General features: G+C 60.6%; 18 protein-coding genes. 10 read left to right on the top strand and 8 right to left on the bottom strand.

Going from position 1 to position 17,241, the window contains the following annotated elements; all coding sequences use genetic code 11:
- Window positions 1–6: 6 nt before the first annotated feature.
- The 6 genes from HU773_RS22200 to metG form a co-directional block, all read right to left on the bottom strand.
- Window positions 7–510: an Rnf-Nqr domain containing protein gene (locus HU773_RS22200; RefSeq protein WP_186625555.1), complete on the bottom strand. Its 504-nt coding sequence runs from the start codon at window positions 508–510 to the stop codon at window positions 7–9.
- Entirely contained in the window at window positions 503–1,108 is a 606-nt protein-coding gene (locus HU773_RS22195; RefSeq protein ID WP_057958611.1) for an RnfABCDGE type electron transport complex subunit G, read from the bottom strand. The genes HU773_RS22200 and HU773_RS22195 overlap by 8 nt, the downstream gene beginning before the upstream one ends.
- On the bottom strand, window positions 1,105–2,070 hold the full coding sequence (locus HU773_RS22190; protein ID WP_370693707.1) for an RnfABCDGE type electron transport complex subunit D: 966 nt from the start codon (window positions 2,068–2,070) through the stop codon (window positions 1,105–1,107). The genes HU773_RS22195 and HU773_RS22190 overlap by 4 nt, the downstream gene beginning before the upstream one ends.
- A complete protein-coding gene (gene rsxB, locus HU773_RS22185) occupies window positions 2,057–3,265 on the bottom strand; it encodes an electron transport complex subunit RsxB (RefSeq protein ID WP_186625554.1) in 1,209 nt (402 codons plus the stop codon). Before rsxB ends, HU773_RS22190 begins: the two co-directional genes overlap by 14 nt.
- Window positions 3,262–3,813: an Rnf-Nqr domain containing protein gene (locus HU773_RS22180; RefSeq protein ID WP_057439341.1), complete on the bottom strand. Its 552-nt coding sequence runs from the start codon at window positions 3,811–3,813 to the stop codon at window positions 3,262–3,264. Before HU773_RS22180 ends, rsxB begins: the two co-directional genes overlap by 4 nt.
- Window positions 3,814–3,918: 105 nt before the next feature.
- The gene (metG, locus tag HU773_RS22175; protein WP_057958614.1) at window positions 3,919–5,970 is read right to left on the bottom strand and encodes a methionine--tRNA ligase; all 2,052 of its coding nucleotides are present in this window, start codon (window positions 5,968–5,970) and stop codon (window positions 3,919–3,921) included.
- Window positions 5,971–6,141: 171 nt separating this feature from the next.
- Here metG and apbC point away from each other — a divergent pair, with 171 nt between their 5' ends.
- Window positions 6,142–7,236 (top strand): iron-sulfur cluster carrier protein ApbC, encoded by a 1,095-nt coding sequence (apbC, locus tag HU773_RS22170; protein WP_057958615.1) that lies wholly within the window; start codon window positions 6,142–6,144, stop codon window positions 7,234–7,236.
- A gap of 498 nt (window positions 7,237–7,734) precedes the next feature.
- Here apbC and fdxA read toward each other — a convergent pair whose 3' ends face one another.
- Window positions 7,735–8,058: a ferredoxin FdxA gene (gene fdxA / locus HU773_RS22165; protein ID WP_003222178.1), complete on the bottom strand. Its 324-nt coding sequence runs from the start codon at window positions 8,056–8,058 to the stop codon at window positions 7,735–7,737.
- A gap of 142 nt (window positions 8,059–8,200) precedes the next feature.
- Window positions 8,201–10,792: a DNA mismatch repair protein MutS gene (gene mutS, locus HU773_RS22160; RefSeq protein WP_057958616.1), complete on the bottom strand. Its 2,592-nt coding sequence runs from the start codon at window positions 10,790–10,792 to the stop codon at window positions 8,201–8,203.
- A gap of 197 nt (window positions 10,793–10,989) precedes the next feature.
- Between mutS and HU773_RS22155 the strand changes: the two genes are divergently transcribed.
- From HU773_RS22155 to HU773_RS22115, 9 genes are all read left to right on the top strand, one after another.
- A complete protein-coding gene (locus tag HU773_RS22155; protein WP_081044189.1) occupies window positions 10,990–11,718 on the top strand; it encodes a LexA family transcriptional regulator in 729 nt (242 codons plus the stop codon).
- A gap of 600 nt (window positions 11,719–12,318) precedes the next feature.
- Window positions 12,319–12,663, top strand: coding sequence for a phage holin family protein (locus HU773_RS22150; protein WP_057439345.1), 345 nt, complete (start codon window positions 12,319–12,321; stop codon window positions 12,661–12,663).
- 21 nt (window positions 12,664–12,684) lie between these two features.
- A complete protein-coding gene (locus tag HU773_RS22145; protein ID WP_057439346.1) occupies window positions 12,685–13,197 on the top strand; it encodes a hypothetical protein in 513 nt (170 codons plus the stop codon).
- Window positions 13,198–13,201: 4 nt separating this feature from the next.
- The gene (locus tag HU773_RS22140) at window positions 13,202–13,813 is read left to right on the top strand and encodes a phage baseplate assembly protein V (RefSeq protein WP_057958617.1); all 612 of its coding nucleotides are present in this window, start codon (window positions 13,202–13,204) and stop codon (window positions 13,811–13,813) included.
- A 9-nt stretch (window positions 13,814–13,822) separates the two neighbouring features.
- Entirely contained in the window at window positions 13,823–14,155 is a 333-nt protein-coding gene (locus HU773_RS22135; RefSeq protein ID WP_038442971.1) for a phage baseplate protein, read from the top strand.
- Window positions 14,152–15,147 carry a baseplate J/gp47 family protein gene (locus tag HU773_RS22130; protein WP_057439348.1) on the top strand — a complete coding sequence of 332 codons (996 nt, stop codon included), beginning with the start codon at window positions 14,152–14,154 and terminating at the stop codon, window positions 15,145–15,147. The genes HU773_RS22135 and HU773_RS22130 overlap by 4 nt, the downstream gene beginning before the upstream one ends.
- Window positions 15,144–15,782, top strand: a complete 639-nt coding sequence (locus HU773_RS22125) for a phage tail protein I (RefSeq protein WP_057439349.1) — start codon at window positions 15,144–15,146, stop codon at window positions 15,780–15,782. The genes HU773_RS22130 and HU773_RS22125 overlap by 4 nt, the downstream gene beginning before the upstream one ends.
- Window positions 15,779–16,309 carry a phage tail-collar fiber domain-containing protein gene (locus tag HU773_RS22120; RefSeq protein ID WP_120734076.1) on the top strand — a complete coding sequence of 177 codons (531 nt, stop codon included), beginning with the start codon at window positions 15,779–15,781 and terminating at the stop codon, window positions 16,307–16,309. The genes HU773_RS22125 and HU773_RS22120 overlap by 4 nt, the downstream gene beginning before the upstream one ends.
- Window positions 16,310–16,379: 70 nt before the next feature.
- Window positions 16,380–17,240: a hypothetical protein gene (locus HU773_RS22115; RefSeq protein WP_186625553.1), complete on the top strand. Its 861-nt coding sequence runs from the start codon at window positions 16,380–16,382 to the stop codon at window positions 17,238–17,240.
- The last annotated feature ends 1 nt before the right edge of the window (window position 17,241 follow it).

Here is a 17,241-nt window from a genome sequence, read left to right as displayed (position 1 = left end):
GTTCCTTCAGTGTGGTTTGCGGCGTTGGGTCCAGGCTTGCCACCCGGCAAGCCACAACCCGAGCAGGATAAACCCTGTGGGGGCGAGGGTGGCGATGCTGCTGCCGAGTAACAAGCGCGAGAGGGTGATTGCAACCAATAGCCCGGTAGCAACGGTGAATAGCTGAAGCTGCGCCCTGCGCTGGTTGGCGGCGAACAGGCCGGCATGTTCAAGCAATACGCATTGCACGCCAATTAACCCCAGGTACGCTCCCAGGGCCATAGACGGGCCAAAGGCCAGGGCCTGGGCCACCAAGTGTGCGCAACTGACCCAGGTGGTGGCCAGCAACACATTGGCAATCAGCCGCCAATTGCCACTGAGGCGATTACGCACCCAGGCGCAGCTCCAGCCATGCAGCGTCACGATCAGCACACACAGCGCCCAGAAGGCAGCGGCGCCGGCCGGGGTGGCGCTGACACCCAGCAGCGCAGGCAGCAGCAACAGGCTGCCAAGGGCGAATGGTTTAGTCATGGCTGGCAGTCTCCAGCAGCGCCTGACGATGTTCGTCAAAATACCGCAAGGCATCATGGGTTGCGTTAATCACCGCGCGGGAGGTGATGGTCGCGCCCGCCATCTGGTCGAACTGGCCACCGTCTTTCTTCAGCGCCCATATCTGCGGACTTTCCCGCGACAACCCTTTGAACGAGGCAAGCCAGGGATTGCCGGGCTCGCCAATAGGTCCGCCCAATGTCGGGGTTTCTGCGTGGGCCAGGGTCTTTACCCCGAGCAGCTTGGCGTTGTGGTCGATGGCAATCAGCAATTGGATACGTCCACCGTAACCATCGACCTGCGCGCGCAGCACGACGGCGCTGGGTTTACCGGCCAGGGTCGCGAGGTAACCACCCAGCAGTTGACTGTTATCCAGCATTTCCGAGGCGATACCCAGCGGGCGCTCCAGGGGGTGATTGTCATAACTGCCAGCGGGCAGTACATCCAGCAACGCCCGACTTTGCATTTCACGCTGCTGCGCGGCAATGGGCTTGCTCGTCAGCTGTTGCAGGCCAACGGTCAGGCCCACCGCGCCGACGGCGATCATCAGCACGATCAAGGCTTGCCAGGTGCGCGTCATGCCTTCACCGCCTGCGGCCGTGCCCAGCGCTCCAGTGTCGGCACTGCCAGGTTCATCATCAGTACGGCGAACGCCACGCCATCCGGGTAGCTGCCCCAGGTGCGGATCAGGTAGGTCAGCAGCCCCACGCCCACCCCAAACAGCAAGCGTGCCCGCGCACTTTTCGCGCCCGACACCGGTTCGGTGACGATAAAGAAGGCGCCGAGCATGGTGGCCCCGGTCAGCAGGTGAAACAGCGGCGAGCCATTGGAGTCCGAGCCCGAGCCGTTCCAGCCCAGCAGGCTGATGACAAACAGGCTGGCGAGCATGCCCACCGGCGCATGCCAACTGAATACCCGTTGCTGCAGTAAAAAGACGCCGCCGGCGAGAAACGCCAGGTTTACCCACTCGCTGCCGGTGCCGCCGATCTGGCCGAACGCCGGGTTGCTGGCAAACAGTTCATCAATGGTCAGGCTGTTATTGATGCGTAACGTATCCAGCGCCGTGGCCCGGGCCCAGGCATCGGCGGTGTCGCCGTGCAGGCCGAACACCTGTTGCAGGCCGGCCAGCAGGTCCAGGCCGTGGGATGCCGGCCAATGGGTCATTGGCTGGGGAAAGGCCAGCAGCATCAGCGCATAACCGAGCATGGCCGGGTTGAAGGGGTTCTGCTTGCCACCATACAGATGTTTGCCCAGCAGCAATCCACTGCTCACAGCGCCCACGCATAGCCACCACGGGCAGTAAGGTGGCAGCGCCAGGGCCAGCAGGACCGCGCTGACCAGGCCACTGAGGTCGCCACCGCCCTGGCCGCGCAACCGGCGCACCCCGGCTTCGACGGCCCAGGCACAGGTGCCGGCCAGCAACAGATTGATCAACACGCCCCAGCCATACAGCCAGAACAGCACCAGCACGCCGGGCGTTACCGCCATCAACAGGCGCTGCATGGCCTGTTGCTGGCGCTCAACAACGTCAGGCCCCGACATGTTCATCCACCAACCGCTGAGCGTCAGCCAGGCGTTGTCTGGCGTCCATTAACGCGTTGGTACTGCTGGCGGGCTGGCGTTCGAGTTTGTTCAGGTCGGCGCGGGCATAGGCCAGGGCGGTCTTCAATTGGCGCAGTTGGCTGTCGATGGGCCGTTTCTCGACACGTTGCAAATCAGGCCTGGGCTGCTCGGAGGCTTCTTCGGCCGCATGCAAGGCTTGTTCAGCGTCGGCCAGGGCTGCGCCCAGGGCGGCCAGTTGTTCGGCATCGGCCAGCGCGTCCTGGGCTTTTTTCAGCTCGGCGCGACGCATGGCCAACTGGATTTTGGCGCGTTTGAGCGCTGGATCTTTATTGGCCTGGGGGATCACAACAGCGGGGGCGTTGGTTTCAAGGGCGGCCAATGCCTGTTCGGCGGATTCAAATTGCTGTTGCAGGATGATCAACTGCGACTGTTGCTCAAAGGTCGGCGGATGGCCGAAGGCTTTCAGGGATTTATGCAGTTGCGCCCGGCTCATCGCCAGGTTGATCTTGGCCTTTTTTAGCGCGGCGTCGATGTCGGCGTCTTTTTGCGCGCGCACGCGCTCGATGGCAGCCTGCAGCGGGTCGCCGTTGCTCTCTGCGCTGGGGGCCGGGCGTTTACTGCGGGCCAGGCGTTCTGCCAGCTTGTGCTCTTCCTCGCGTTGCAGCCTGGCGTTGCGTTGCTCGAAGCGGCGGCGGGCGCGCTCACGCTTGGCCCCGCGCTCTTGGCGCTCCTCGGCGGTGCTGGCATAGCCCGCGACAATTGGCAGCACCGTGGCCAGCGGCAAGGGCAGCATGTCGATGCAGTCCACCGGACAGGGCGCGACACACAAGTCGCAACCGGTGCATTCATCCACGATCACGGTGTGCATCAACTTGGCCGCGCCGACAATCGCATCCACCGGGCAAGCCTGGATGCACTTGGTGCAACCGATGCACTCGGCCTCACGGATAAAGGCAATCTGCGCGGGGGCTTCACCACGGGTGCTGTCCAGCTCCAGGGGCGCCAGGTTCAACAGCTGCGCCAGCTCGGCGATGGTTTCCGTGCCGCCTGGCGGGCACTTGTTGATAGCCTCACCCCGGGCGATGCCTTCGGCGTAGGGTCTGCAACCAGGGTGCCCGCATTTGCCGCATTGGGTCTGGGGCAGCAGGGCGTCGATACGTTGAATCAGGCTCATGGTTTGATCATTGCGTTTAAGCCCAGCAACGCCACGGCCATCAGCCCGGCACTGAACAGGTCCACGGGCAGGCCTTTGAAGGGCTGGGGGATATCGTTGTGGTCTATGCGCTGGCGCAAATCGTTGAACAGGCTGAGGGTCAGCCAGAATGCCGGGCCGATCCCCAGGCTATAGATCAGTTGGGTGGTATTGCCAGGGCCCAGGAATACCACGCTGAGCACACCGGCGTTCGCCAGCAGCGGCAGCCACAACCCGTCGAAGGGCAGTGCGGGCACGCGGCGGGAAAGTACCGTCAGCAATGGCTGGCTCAACAAGATCGCCACCGGCACATAAGCAAACAGCCATACAGCGTCCAGCGCCAAGGGTTGCAACACAAAGTGAACAACCAGGTAGCTGAAAGCGCCGCTGAGGGCGACCAAGAGTGTGGTCGCCAACCCTAGGGCGTGCACCCGCCGTCGTTCCAAAGGCGGATCCCCAGGCAGCGCAACACGCAGCAGGTATTGGCTGATCAGGGCAGCGCAGAGAAGGGCGACAAGCAGTTCGGTCATGGTCGAGCCGGTTAAGCAAACAGGGCCTGATTATCCGGCAAGCAGGGAGAGGGTACTAGCGCAAACCGCCCTGTCGCGGCCAATCACCGCGACAGGGTTTTCCGGTTACTTGATGCGCTGGCCAGGCTTGGCGCCGCTGTCCGGGCTGAGCAGGTAGATTTCCTCGCCGCCGGGGCCGGCTGCCATCACCATGCCTTCGGAGATGCCGAACTTCATTTTGCGTGGCTTGAGGTTGGCGATCATCATGGTCAGGCGACCATCGAGCTTGGACGGGTCCGGGTAGGCACTTTTGATCCCGGAGAACACGTTGCGTTGCTCGTCACCGATATCCAGGGTCAGGCGCAACAGCTTGTCGGCGCCTTCCACGGCTTCGGCCTTGATGATCAGCGCGACCCGCAGGTCCACGGCGGCAAAGGTATCGAAGTCGATTTCCGGCGACAGCGGATCCTTGGCCAGCTCGCCATTGCCCGCTGGGGCGGCGTTGCCGGTGTCGGTCTGGCTGGCGGTCAGGTCTTCCTTGGAAGCATCCGTCATGGCCTGCACCTTGACCGGGTCGATACGGGTCATCAGCGGCTTGAATTCGTTGAGCTGATGGTTGTTGAGCAGGCTGGTGTGGTCATTCCAGGTCAACGGTGCAACGTTGAGGAACGCCTCGGCGTCGGCGGCCAGCAACGGCAGCACCGGCTTGAGGAAGATCACCAACTGGCGGAACAGGTTGATGCCGGTGGCGCAGATGGCCTGGACTTCATCCTGCTTGCCTTCTTGCTTGTTCAGCGACCACGGTGCCTTGTCGGCGATCCAGGCGTTGGCGCGGTCGGCCAGGCCCATGATCTCGCGCATGGCGCGGGCAAAGTCGCGGGCTTCATAGGCGTCGGCGATGCTTGGCGCGGCCGCCAGGAACGCGTCGGTCAGCTCCGGTGCGGCGTTGACCGGCACCATCACCCCAGCGTTGCCCTTGTGGATAAACCCGGCGCAGCGGCTGGCGATGTTGACCACCTTGCCCACCAGGTCCGAGTTGACCTTCTGCACGAAGTCTTCCAGGTTCAGGTCCAGGTCGTCGACGCCACGGCCCAGCTTGGACGCGTAGTAGTAGCGCAGGTATTCCGGCGACAGGTGGTCAAGGTAGGTGCGCGCCTTGATAAAGGTGCCACGGGACTTGGACATCTTCTGGCCGTTGACCGTCAGGTAGCCGTGCACGGCGATGCCGGTCGGCTTGCGGTAGCCTGACCCTTCGAGCATTGCCGGCCAGAACAGGGCGTGGAAGTTGACGATGTCCTTGCCGATGAAATGGTATAGCTCGGCGGTGGAGTCCTTGCCCCAGAACGCGTCGAAGTCCAGCTCCGGCGTGCGGTCGCAGAGGTTCTTGAAGCTGGCCATGTAGCCAATCGGCGCGTCCAGCCACACATAGAAGTACTTGCCCGGCTCATCGGGGATCTCGAAACCGAAATACGGCGCATCGCGGGAGATATCCCACTGTTGCAGGCCGGCATCCAGCCATTCGGCGATCTTGTTTGCCACGGCGTCCTGCAAGGTGCCGCTACGGGTCCAGGTTTGCAGCATTTCCTGGAAATCCGGGAGCTTGAAGAAGAAGTGCTGGGAATCCTTGAGCACCGGGGTGGCGCCCGAGATCGCCGACTTCGGATCTTTCAGATCGGTCGGTGCGTAGGTGGCACCGCATTTTTCGCAGTTATCGCCGTACTGGTCTTCGGTGCCGCACTTGGGGCAGGTGCCCTTGATGAAGCGGTCGGCCAGGAACATTTTCTTTTCCGGGTCGAAATACTGGGTGATCGAGCGGGTGGCAATGTGCCCGGCATCACGCAGTTTCAGATAGATCTGGCTCGACAGCTCGCGGTTCTCTTCGGCGTGGGTCGAGTGGAAGTTGTCGAAATCCACCAGGAACTCGGCAAAGTCGGCGCTATGTTCAGCCTGGACGTTGGCGATCAGTTGTTCCGGGGTGATGCCTTCCTTTTCGGCGCGCAACATGATGGCCGAACCGTGGGCGTCGTCCGCGCAGACATAAATGCATTGATTGCCGCGATGCTTCTGGAAGCGCACCCACATATCGGTCTGGATGTACTCAAGCATATGGCCAAGATGGATGGAACCATTGGCATAGGGCAGGGCGCTGGTGACGAGGATCTTGCGTGGCTCGGACATGGGGCTCGGCTACTTGATGAAACGGAGGTCGGCCACTATAAAGCGCTGGGGAATTTATTTCACCCCGTGAGGCTGTTTCAGGGTTTTCCAATATCGCGAAAGCATGCCCCTCACGCCTCGGAACGGTTAGGATAGCCGCCTGTTTTAGTCTGTCTTTTCCGGGAGTAGCCCATGAGCGCCGTCAATCGCGCAGCGGTGGAAGCCGTTCTTCGCCAGTACACCGACCCCTACCTGAACCAGGACCCGGTCAGCGCCGGCTGTGTCCGGGCCATTGAGGTGCAGGGCGATCAGGTCACGGTCCAGCTTGAGCTGGGCTACGCCGCAGGCCTGTTCAAGAGTGGCTGGGCGCAGATGCTGCAAATGGCCATTGAAGGCCTGGACGGCGTGCGCTCGGCCAAGGTCGACATCCAGTGTGTGATCGCTGCGCATAAGGCCCAGGCACAGATCCCCGGCCTGGCCAACGTCAAGAACGTGGTGGCGGTGGCGTCCGGCAAGGGCGGCGTGGGCAAGTCGACCACGGCGGCCAACCTGGCCCTGGCCCTGGCCCGTGAAGGTGCGCGGGTAGGCATCCTCGACGCGGATATCTATGGGCCCAGCCAGGGCGTGATGTTTGGCATCGCCGAAGGCTCGCGGCCGAAGATCAAGGACCAGAAGTGGTTCGTGCCGATCCAGGCCCATGGCGTGGAAGTGATGTCGATGGCGTTCCTGACCGATGACAACACCCCGATGGTGTGGCGCGGGCCCATGGTTTCCGGGGCCTTGATGCAACTGGTGATGCAGACCGACTGGGGCAACCTGGACTACCTGGTGATCGACATGCCGCCGGGCACCGGTGATATCCAGCTGACCCTGGCGCAAAAAGTGCCGGTGGCCGGTGCAGTGATTGTCACCACCCCCCAGGACCTGGCGTTGCTGGATGCGCGCAAAGGCGTGGAGATGTTCCGCAAGGTCAACATCCCGGTGCTGGGTGTCGTGGAGAACATGGCGGTACACATCTGCTCCAACTGCGGCCATGCCGAGCATCTGTTCGGTGAAGGCGGCGGCGAAAAGCTCGCCACCCAATATGACGTTGAGCTGCTGGCTTCGTTGCCGCTGGCGATGGGCATTCGTGAGCAGGCAGATGGTGGCAAGCCGACGGTCGCCGCCGAACCCGATGGGCAGATCGCCATGGTCTATCAGGAACTGGCCCGTCATGTAGGCGCGCGGATTGTCTTGCAGGAAGCCGGTGCCCAGGCAATGCCGACCATCACTGTCAGCGACGACTGATCGACCTGAAGGCAGACAAGCCTCGACCCTGTCGGGGCTTTTTCTTGTCTGGCGTAAACCTTTTGGGAGGGCGGGTGCGCATTTCCCTAATGGACGGTGTAAGCATTCGCTTACTTTTTCGTAAGTGTTTGGTTTTTTAACCGGACCTGGATGCCTCGAATCACCTGGACATATTTCTATATCATTGAAATATAACGCTTATTTATTTGTGATCGAGAGCGACGGCGGGGTGTGCTTGGGAATGGATCCCGTTGAACTTGTCTGGGAAGTCTCTACTATCAGCCCTGTGTCCACGGATTGACACAGTCATCACGGAACGATGATTCAGGGAACCTCGCAGGATGCGATTCATCAGGACGATGAAAAGGAACACAGGGACTAGGGAAAAAATGTGGGCGGGTCAAACCGCCCCTTTTTTTTGCCTGCAGAAAAGTAAAAGACCCGCGCGCAAAAACGCAAAAAGGCCCGCAAGGGGCCTTTTAGAGGGGCGCGACGCTGTTAGCGTTCGAGGTCTTTGATCTTGCCTTTAACGCCATCCCACTCTTCCGCATCTGGAAGCGATTCTTTCTTCTCAGTGATGTTGGGCCAGATTTCCGCCAGCTCGACGTTCAACTGAATAAATTCCTGCATGTCCTCCGGTACTTCATCCTCGGAGAAAATCGCAACGGCCGGGCATTCTGGCTCACACAGGGCGCAGTCAATGCACTCATCCGGGTGGATTACCAGGAAGTTCGGGCCTTCGTAAAAGCAGTCCACCGGACACACTTCTACGCAGTCGGTGTACTTGCACTTGATGCAGTTGTCGGTGACGACGAAGGTCATTTCTAGTTTTCTCCTCAGGCGGCGGCAGCGAAACCCCTTCTGGCAGGGCTCGCGAGGTTTGGGAGCGATAGTCTGCAGGCCAGGCTAAAAGCCCGCAGCATCCCAAACCGCGCGAGATTCTATCAGCTTGCACGCGTCTGCGTTAGACCCGTGTCTTCAGTGCATAGAGCAATTCCAACGCTTTTCGTGGAGTCAAGTCGTCCAGGTCAAGCTTTGCCAACTCATCCAGTACCGGGTGGGGCAGGCTGGCGAACATATCGCTCTGCATGGGCACACCCGGTTTGCTGGTGGCCTTGGCTGGGCTTGCAACCACGGTTTCGTGGGGCAGGGCGGTGGTTTCCAGGCGGCTGAGGTGCTCGCGGGCGCGCAGGATCACATCGTTCGGCACACCGGCTAACTGGGCCACGGCCAGGCCGTAACTCTGGCTGGCCGGCCCTGGCAGCACATGGTGCAGGAACACGATGCGCTCGTTGTGCTCGGTGGCATTGAGATGCACGTTAGCCACCAACGGCTCGCTTTCCGGCAGCACGGTCAGTTCGAAATAGTGGGTGGCGAACAGCGTGTAGGCCCGCAGGTGGGCCAGGCGCTCGGCAGCAGCCCAGGCCAGGGACAGGCCGTCGAAGGTACTGGTGCCGCGCCCCACTTCGTCCATCAGCACCAGGCTGCGGTCGCTGGCATTGTGCAGGATATTGGCGGTTTCGCTCATTTCCACCATAAAGGTCGAACGGCCACCGGCCAGGTCATCGCTGGAGCCGATCCGGGTGAAGATGCGGTCTACCAGGGACAGCTCGCAACTGGCCGCCGGCACAAAGCTGCCGATATGCGCCAGCAGCACGATCAAGGCGGTCTGGCGCATGTAGGTGGATTTACCGCCCATGTTCGGACCGGTGATCACCAGCATGCGGGTATCGTCGTCTAGCGACAGATCGTTGGCCACGAACGGCGTGGTCAGCACTTGCTCCACCACCGGGTGGCGACCCTGGACGATGCGCATGCACGGCTCGCCGACAAAACGCGGGCAGTTCAGGTCAAGGTTCAGGGCGCGCTCGGCAAGGTTGCTCAACACATCCAGCTCGGCCAGGGCCGCAGCGGTGTCCTGCAGCGGTGCCAGCTTGCCGATCAGGTCTTCGAGCAGGGCTTCATAGAGCATCTTTTCCCGGGCCAGGGCGCGGCTCTTGGCCGACAGCGCCTTGTCTTCGAATTCTTTGAGCTCAGGGGTGATAAAGCGCTCGGCACCTTTAAGGGTCTGGCGACGCTGGTAATCAATAGGTGCCTGCTCGGCCTGCTTGCTTGGCAACTCAATGAAGTAGCCGTGCACACGGTTGTAGCCGACCTTCAGGTTGGCCAGGCCGGTGCGGGCTTTTTCGCGGGCTTCCAGGTCGATCAGGAACTGCCCGGCGTTCTCGCTCAAGGCTTGCAGCTCATCCAGCTCGCTGTCGTAACCGGTCTTCAGCACGCCGCCGTCGCGGATGATCGCGGGCGGGTTGTCAATAATGGCTTTTTCCAGCAGCGCAGCCAGTTCCGGGTAGGTGCCGGCCGTGACAGCAAGTTGTTGCAGGTGCGGCGCGTCCAGTTCGGTCATCGCCTGTTGCAACTCGGGCAGCACGCCCAGCGCGTCACGCAGGCGCGCCAGGTCACGCGGGCGGGCGTTACGCAGGCCGATCCGCGCAAGAATCCGCTCGATATCACCGATTTCCTTGAGCTGCGGTTGCAGCTTTTCAAAGCGGTAGCCGTCCAGCAGGCAGGTAATGGACGACTGGCGCGCCTGCAATACGGTCAAGTCGCGCAGCGGACGGTTCAGCCAACGGGTCAGCAGACGGCTGCCCATGGCGGTCTGGCAACGGTCCACCACCGACTGCAGGGTATTGTCGCGCCCGCCGGCCAGGTTGGTGTCCAGCTCCAGATTGCGCCGGCTGGCGCCATCGAGCACCACCGTATCGTCCAGGCGCTCATGGCGCAGGCTGCGCAAATGCGGCAGGGCGGTGCGCTGGGTTTCCTTGGCGTAATTGAGCAGGCAACCGGCGGCGCCGATGGCCAGGGTCAGGGTCTCGCAACCAAAACCCTTCAGATCCTGTACGGAGAACTGCTGGCACAGACTTTTCAGCGCCGAATCGCGCTCAAAATCCCACGGCGCACGGCGCTTGGTCCCACGGCGTTTTTCCGCCGGCAGATCCTTTGGCCAATCATCCGGGATCATCAGCTCCACCGGATTGATGCGCTCCAACTCCGCCAGCAGGTTCTCCCAGCCCTTGATTTCCAGGACCGTGAAGTTGCCACTGGTGATATCCAGCACCGCCAGGCCGAACAACCGCTCGTCCCCCAGCACCGCCGCGATCAGGTTGTCGCGCCGCTCATCCAGCAGCGCCTCATCACTCACCGTCCCCGGGGTAATGATGCGCACCACCTGACGTTCCACCGGCCCCTTGCTGGTCGCCGGGTCGCCGATCTGCTCACAGATCACCACCGACTCACCGAGCTTGACCAGCTTGGCCAGATAACCTTCCAACGAATGATAAGGAATCCCGCACATTGGAATCGCCTGCCCAGCCGACTGCCCGCGCGCGGTCAGGGTGATATCCAGCAGCTTGGCGGCCTTCTTCGCGTCTTCATAGAAGATCTCGTAGAAGTCGCCCATGCGATAGAACATCAACTGATCAGGGTGCTGGTTTTTCAGGCGCCAGTACTGCTGCATCATTGGAGTGTGGGAGGACAGATCGGAGGTGTTTTTACTCATTGGGTAGTAGGCAAATTCGTTGAAAGTGATGGGGCAAAGGGGGCGCTTGGCCCAGCATTTTTTGCGATGGCGGCAAGGTTAACATGCGAGGTCCGTGCTTCGCAGTTCACAAACGGCCAGTACACCCGCATACCCCATGCACAAAATATGCAAATTAGCATTTGCCAACCCCAAAAACTCCCGTCACTATCCCCGTTATGCAAAAACGCAACGTTTCAATCGTCTTAAGAGAGCTGCTCGATCGCGACGGGATCTCCCCCACGGAGCTTCACCGGCGTACCGGCGTGCCTCAATCCACTCTGTCCCGGATTCTCAGCGGCAAGATCGTTGATCCGTCGGACAAGCACATCTCGCGGATCGCCGATTACTTCCGGGTGAGCACCGACCAGTTGCGCGGGCGCGCGGGGTCGGCGTGGCAGGATGAGCGCGACCCGATGCATTCGGAGCTCAAGGATATAAGCCTGTGGGACGACGACACGCCCGTTAATGATGACGAGGTGTCGATCCCCTTTTTGCGCGAGGTTGAATTGGCTGCTGGATCAGGAAGATTCGTCATCGAGGAAAGCGAGAAGGCCAGCCTGCGTTTTGGTAAGCGCAGCCTGCGGCATAACGGTGTGCAGTTCGACCAGGCCAAGTGTGTGACGGTACGCGGCAACAGCATGCTGCCGGTGTTGCGTGATGGCGCCACGGTGGGGGTGAATGCCGGCAAGAGCGGGATCGGCGATATCGTCGATGGCGACTTGTATGCCATCAATCACAACGGTCAATTGCGGGTCAAACAGCTCTATCGTCTGCCTTCGGGGATCCGCCTGCGCAGTTTCAACCGTGATGAGCACCCGGATGAGGACTACAGCTTCCAGGATATCCAGGAAGAGCAGATCAGCATCCTCGGTCACGTTTTCTGGTGGGGCATGTACGCCCGCTAACCCTTCTCTGTAAGAAACAGCCCGCCTGAGAGCGGGCTTTTTTTCGCCTATGGAAAACCGCCCAGGGCCCACCACTCAAGGGTCTTATGCGTCAATGCATTACCAAGGTAGAAATAAATGCATTTGTGCATTGACTGTATATGCATACATGCATATTCTCCATCTCAAGCCAGCCAACAAGGTCTGGTGGAGGCGGCAAGGATGCTGCCAAGGAAGACAAGGAAGGCACGCAACACTGGCATGGACGCCACTGAGTGATGGCAAGGACGCCAGGCAATACCGGCAAGGATGCCGACGCTCTTTAGTTTCACGGTTTTACAACAGGCAGCGATGAACCGGCCTTGACGGTTCAGAGGGTTGGCAACTGACCCGGGTGTGCAGCGTAAAGCACCACAAGCAGTTATCCGGCAGACAGGGATCGTGGTCGGAAAAACATCGAGGAAAGATCCGTACCGCGCCAGTAGCGCCGAAAGATCCAAGGACCGCATTACTGAAAAGCCCGGGCTACCGGGCTTTTTGGAATGCCTACCGACACACCCATCCATCTATTTATCAAAGCACCGGCCACCTGCCGGTTTTACGCATTCCAGGAGGCGTGACATGACAAACGAGCAGCAAGCGTTGGCAGAAATGCCTATCTGGCTGGTGATTATTCTGGCCCTGATCGGCGGCGTGTCCGGGGAGATGTGGCGCGCCGACAAGGAGGGCGCCCGCGGTTGGTCGCTGGTCCGCCGTCTGGCCCTGCGTTCCGGGGCGTGCATGGTGTGCGGGGTGTCGGCGTTGATGCTGCTGTACGCCGCCGGCATGTCGATCTGGACGGCGGGCGCCCTCGGCTGCCTGACGGCCATGGCCGGTGCCGACGTCGCCATTGGCCTCTACGAGCGCTGGGCCGCCAAGCGCATCGGGGTGAATGAGCCGCCCGGTTCGCCCCCGGACTCAAAGTGATCGTTGCAAGGAAGCCACACCATGACCCTCATTGAAAAACCGTCACAACTGCCAATAGCCATCGGCCAGGCCCTGCGTACGGCATTCCCGGCGTTACGGGTGGGCAGCCCGCCGGGCATCCTGGCGGCGGATGAAACCGCCGTGGCAATCACAGTCGAGCGCAATGGCCCGGGCGTACGTTCCCTTGAAGGACGCAAGGCCCATGTGTTGTCGATCTCGCTCAAGGTCATGGCCGCCGAAGGCGCGCAAGCTTTTGACGCCTGTGACCTGGCGAGCCGGCTGATGGACCTGGTGCTGGATAACCGTTGGCAGTTGCCGGCGGCCCAGTGCGATGTGCCAGTCAACATTGTCGCGCTGCCATCGACCCAGGCGGGGGCCGACACCCAGTACGACAGTTGGACCGTGTCCTTCAACCAAACCCTCTACATCGGCCCGCCGCTGCTTGACGACCCTATGGGCAAGCCGCTGTTTGCCCGCACCTGGGAGGTGTCGAATATCGACGACCCCGATCAATACCGGCCCCTGCAGGAGTAGCCCCATGTTCGACGCACTGTTACGCCTGCAATTGGCGCCCATCGTCGAGCGCCTGGCGCAGATGGAAACCCAGCTTGAAGACCTCTATCGGCGGGCCGAGAGTTTTTGCCGGATCGGCGTGTGCCAGGAGGTCGACGCGGCCAGCAATACCTGCAAGGTCAGGCATGGCGAGTTGCTGACCCCGGCGATTCGCTTTTTCAACCCCAGCGCTGGGGCGCAGACCGAAACGCGAATCCCCACGGTGGGAGAGCAATGCCTGCTGCTCAACTACGGCGGCGGCGAGGGCGGGGGGCAGTCGGTGGCGCTGTTTGGCCTGAACAGTGATCGCTTCCCGCCGCTGTCCAGTGTCGCCAGCCTGACGAGCCGGCGTTACCCGGACGGCACGCAAAGCGCCTACGACGCCGCCGGTCATGTGCTGGATTGGAGCAACGGCCCCACGGCATTCACTGGCTCTCGCGAGCAGGTGGAAATGAGTCTGGGCGCTGCCCGTTTGGTCATGACCGCCGCAAACATCAGCGTGCAGGTCGGTGCAGTCGGCCTGCTGCTGGATGCGTCCGGCGTTCACTTGAGTGGCCCGGTGGTGGACCACCAGGGTCGAGTTATCAGCACGGCATAAGGATTTGCCATGATCGGAATAGAGAGAAACACCGGAGCCGTGGTGGACGACTGGCCGCAATTTGTCCAGCGCGCCACCCGGGCCCTGACCACACCTTTGGGCACACGGCAGAAACGCCCGCTGTACGGTTCGCTGATCCCGCAACTGCTGGGGCAGAACCTGGGCGACGACCTGTTGATCCTCGCCCAAAGCCACGCTGCCCAGGCTTTTTACAACCCACAGAACGGCATCGCCGATTTTGTTCCGCAAGTCATCGTCGCCAATCGCCAGGGCGCTGGCCTGTTGCTGCGGTTTGCCGGCACCTGGAAAAACCGCAAGCAATCCTTCGAGGTGGTGACATGAGCATGTTGATCCCCGGGCAGAACCAATTGGCGCCGCCCGACCTGATCGCCGTCGACGAGTTCGAGCCGCTGTTGGCGCAGTTCAAGGCGTTTGTCGTCGATTATGTCGCCGCCCGCGCCCCGCAAAGCGCGGCCAAGCTCAAGGTCAGCCTGGATAACGAAAGCGAGTTGCTGACCCTGGCCCTGGAAGCGTTTTGTGTGCGCCTGCAAACCCATGAGCGCAAGTACAACGCGCGCATCCAGCAGATGCTGGCGTGGTGGGCCACCGGCAGCAACCTGGATGCGCGCCTGGCCGATATGGGCCTGGAGCGCCAGGTGCTCGACCCCGGCGACCCGGCGGCATTCCCGCCCGTGCCGCCGACCCTGGAAAGCGATGATGATGCCCGTCTGCGTTACTACCTGGCCCCCCACGCACCGGCTGCCGGTTCGCGCATGCAGTATCGGCGCGAGGTCTTTACCCTCGGCGAGCGGCCGGCGGTGAAAGTCCACGGTACGGCTGCGGGGGTGGTGACGGTCAGCTATACCTTCGACCCGGATGGCTATGCCGCCCAGGTCAAGGACGGCAACGCCCGGCGCACCGCGCCTGGGCAAGTCATGGTCACCGTGCTGTCCCGCACCGGCAATGGCACGCCGTCGGCGGATTTGCTTGAAGGGGTGCGGCGCCATTTCGCCCGGCCCGATGTACGCCCGGAAACCGATTGGGTCACGGTGCAGGGCGCGCAGATCGTGCCGTACAAGATCCGCGTGGTGGCCAAGATCAACGCCGGCCCGGACTCGGGGCTGACACAAGTGGCGGCCCAGCAGTTGCTGCAGACCTATGCCGAGTCCTGTCACTGCCTGGAAGGGCGCGTGGACCCGAGCTGGATCGACTACACCATCCACACCGCCGGGGCCGCGCAGCTGGAGATTCTCGAGCCGCTGGCGCCGATCATCACCACGGCGTTCCAGGCCCCGTATTGCACGGGTGTCGAGGTGGAGGTGCGCAGCTTATGACTGAACAATCTCCCAGCCTGTTGCCTGCCAACAGCTCACCGCTGGAGAAGGCGCTGGACCTGGGCTTTGGCCGACTGCTCGAACGGGTCGTCCCGCCCTTCCCGGCGCTGATGAACCCGCTGCAAACGCCTGCGCCGTTCCTGCCTTACCTGGCCGCCGACCGCGGCGTCAGTGAGTGGAATGCCTCTGCCGACGAAACCGAAAAACGCCTCACGGTGGCGCTGTCCTGGCAAATCCAGCGCCAGGCCGGCACGCCCAAGGCGTTGAGCCACGCGGTCGAATCCCTGGGGTTTACCCCCAATATTCTGGCCTGGTACCAACAGCGCCCGCAGGCCCAGCCCTACACCTTCGACGTGCAGGCAATCATCGGGCGCAGTTGGTCCAGTGGCGACCACAACCGCTTGATCCGCCGCATCAACGCGGCCAAGAGCGAGCGCGACCTGGCCACCATCACCCTGGTGCATGAAGTGCACGGTGGGCTGCCGATGACCGGCGCCGCCCACCGGGCGTTGAGCGACGGCGAGTTGTCGCTGTGGGGCGCGCTGCCGGAACTGATGCTCAGTTCAAGGCTTAACAGTGCGGGCGTAGCCCAGCACTACACCATTAACGACTACGACCTCAGGGCGCAGCCATGACCGATGACATCACGCGCCTGGTGCGCTTCACCTCCAAGGGATTGGATGAAGTGCTGCAGGCAAAGAACCAAGGCTTGAAAGGCGAAATCACCCACATCGCCGCCGGCACCGGCCGCTACAACCCCACCGGCAACGAAACCGCCCTGCGCAATGAGCGCCAGCGGGTGGCGATTGTGGACTACGAAGACCTGGGCCAGCGCCAACTGCGCATGGCCGCGCTGTTTGATGGCGATGGCGAGTATGAGATTGGCGAGTTTGGGTTTTATCTCGCCAGTGGGACGTTGTTGGCCGTGTATTCGGTGGCGGGGCAGTTGCTGACGTATAAGGCGGCGGCTGCTCGGGTGCTGCAGAAGTTTACGTTGGATATTTCGCCGTTGCCGGCGGATAGCGTGACGATTGTGGTGGGGAGTGAGAACCTTAATCTGTTAATGACTGAGGAGTTAGCGGTGCTTTCTGTTGCCACTATCGACAATATGAACAGAGGCGTGGATATCTTGTTTCGTGTTATGGCTTTAGAGAATGGCTAGTGGTCTGATATTTTGGTTTGTGTGATAGGTAAACTATGGATTTTGCAGGGTAATTAAAAGGAATTATATTTTGAGCACAGAGCAGAAGTTGGTTGCGGTAGTTGATGCTGCGAATGATTTGACAAAAATGATCGCGGCTAAGATTGGTGATATTAATCTAAAGGTACAGCAGGCGGTCACTGTTGTTCCTCAAGCAGTACGAAGGGCGATGGATGTTGCGCTTTATGTAGATGCTGTCGCTGGGAATGACGCGAACGATGGTGTCAGTTGGGCAACGGCAGTGAAGACTATTGCTGGAGCCTTTGCACGAATGACTTCAGGAGGTAGGGCTTCTATTATTCTCAAGCCCGGCTCTGTGTATTCATTGGCAAAAGATCAGGTCTGTGACAATAAGACGATTTCTATCCAGCCTAGTGAGTTTAAAGCTTATGATACTAGCTCCTATGTGGAACTGCAGACTGATTCTATTATAGGCGAAGATGATAGGGTTCAGTCGGGCGGTTTTCATCTTGGGTACAACTCGGTGTTGGTCTTTTATGGGTGCAGATTAAAAACGGCGAAACTTTCCTCTGCGCTTCAAGGTAAAGGGCATGATATTTGGCGTACGTCATTTGTGAAAACCCATAATTCTAAAAGCTTTGTTATGCTTCAGCATTGCGCAGTAGAATTGAATAATGGTGCCTTTATGTATCAGCATACGTCTGGGTCAATTGGGGTTGCTGACTTGTTTATGCGGAATGTCTTATTGGATAAGGTGTCTGTTAGTACTTTGCCGATTGCTACAGGGTATCAGTTTTTAATGGGGAGCTACCATAACGTTTCTGTCCCTTTTTCTTTGTATGGGATAGAAATGGTTCGGCAGGGTGCTCCTACATGGGCTGGGCTTATTTCTCAGGATATGTCAAATGCTCTAACGAATCTTAAGGATTGAA

It is taken from the genome of Pseudomonas shahriarae (assembly GCF_014268455.2).
In the GTDB taxonomy this organism is placed as follows: Bacteria; Pseudomonadota; Gammaproteobacteria; order Pseudomonadales; family Pseudomonadaceae; genus Aquipseudomonas; species Aquipseudomonas shahriarae.
This window is presented reverse-complemented; position numbering and strand designations above follow the sequence as displayed.

Excerpts from the sequence above, each read along its gene's own strand:
- HU773_RS22200 (WP_186625555.1), bottom strand. The coding sequence starts at position 510 with ATGACTAAACCATTCGCCCTTGGCAGCCTGTTGCTGCTGCCTGCGCTG.
- HU773_RS22195 (WP_057958611.1), bottom strand. The coding sequence starts at position 1,108 with ATGACGCGCACCTGGCAAGCCTTGATCGTGCTGATGATCGCCGTCGGC.
- HU773_RS22190 (WP_370693707.1), bottom strand. The coding sequence starts at position 2,070 with ATGTCGGGGCCTGACGTTGTTGAGCGCCAGCAACAGGCCATGCAGCGC.
- rsxB (WP_186625554.1), bottom strand. The coding sequence starts at position 3,265 with ATGAGCCTGATTCAACGTATCGACGCCCTGCTGCCCCAGACCCAATGC.
- HU773_RS22180 (WP_057439341.1), bottom strand. The coding sequence starts at position 3,813 with ATGACCGAACTGCTTGTCGCCCTTCTCTGCGCTGCCCTGATCAGCCAA.
- metG (WP_057958614.1), bottom strand. The coding sequence starts at position 5,970 with ATGTCCGAGCCACGCAAGATCCTCGTCACCAGCGCCCTGCCCTATGCC.
- apbC (WP_057958615.1), top strand. The coding sequence starts at position 6,142 with ATGAGCGCCGTCAATCGCGCAGCGGTGGAAGCCGTTCTTCGCCAGTAC.
- fdxA (WP_003222178.1), bottom strand. The coding sequence starts at position 8,058 with ATGACCTTCGTCGTCACCGACAACTGCATCAAGTGCAAGTACACCGAC.
- mutS (WP_057958616.1), bottom strand. The coding sequence starts at position 10,792 with ATGAGTAAAAACACCTCCGATCTGTCCTCCCACACTCCAATGATGCAG.
- HU773_RS22155 (WP_081044189.1), top strand. The coding sequence starts at position 10,990 with ATGCAAAAACGCAACGTTTCAATCGTCTTAAGAGAGCTGCTCGATCGC.
- HU773_RS22150 (WP_057439345.1), top strand. The coding sequence starts at position 12,319 with ATGACAAACGAGCAGCAAGCGTTGGCAGAAATGCCTATCTGGCTGGTG.
- HU773_RS22145 (WP_057439346.1), top strand. The coding sequence starts at position 12,685 with ATGACCCTCATTGAAAAACCGTCACAACTGCCAATAGCCATCGGCCAG.
- HU773_RS22140 (WP_057958617.1), top strand. The coding sequence starts at position 13,202 with ATGTTCGACGCACTGTTACGCCTGCAATTGGCGCCCATCGTCGAGCGC.
- HU773_RS22135 (WP_038442971.1), top strand. The coding sequence starts at position 13,823 with ATGATCGGAATAGAGAGAAACACCGGAGCCGTGGTGGACGACTGGCCG.
- HU773_RS22130 (WP_057439348.1), top strand. The coding sequence starts at position 14,152 with ATGAGCATGTTGATCCCCGGGCAGAACCAATTGGCGCCGCCCGACCTG.
- HU773_RS22125 (WP_057439349.1), top strand. The coding sequence starts at position 15,144 with ATGACTGAACAATCTCCCAGCCTGTTGCCTGCCAACAGCTCACCGCTG.
- HU773_RS22120 (WP_120734076.1), top strand. The coding sequence starts at position 15,779 with ATGACCGATGACATCACGCGCCTGGTGCGCTTCACCTCCAAGGGATTG.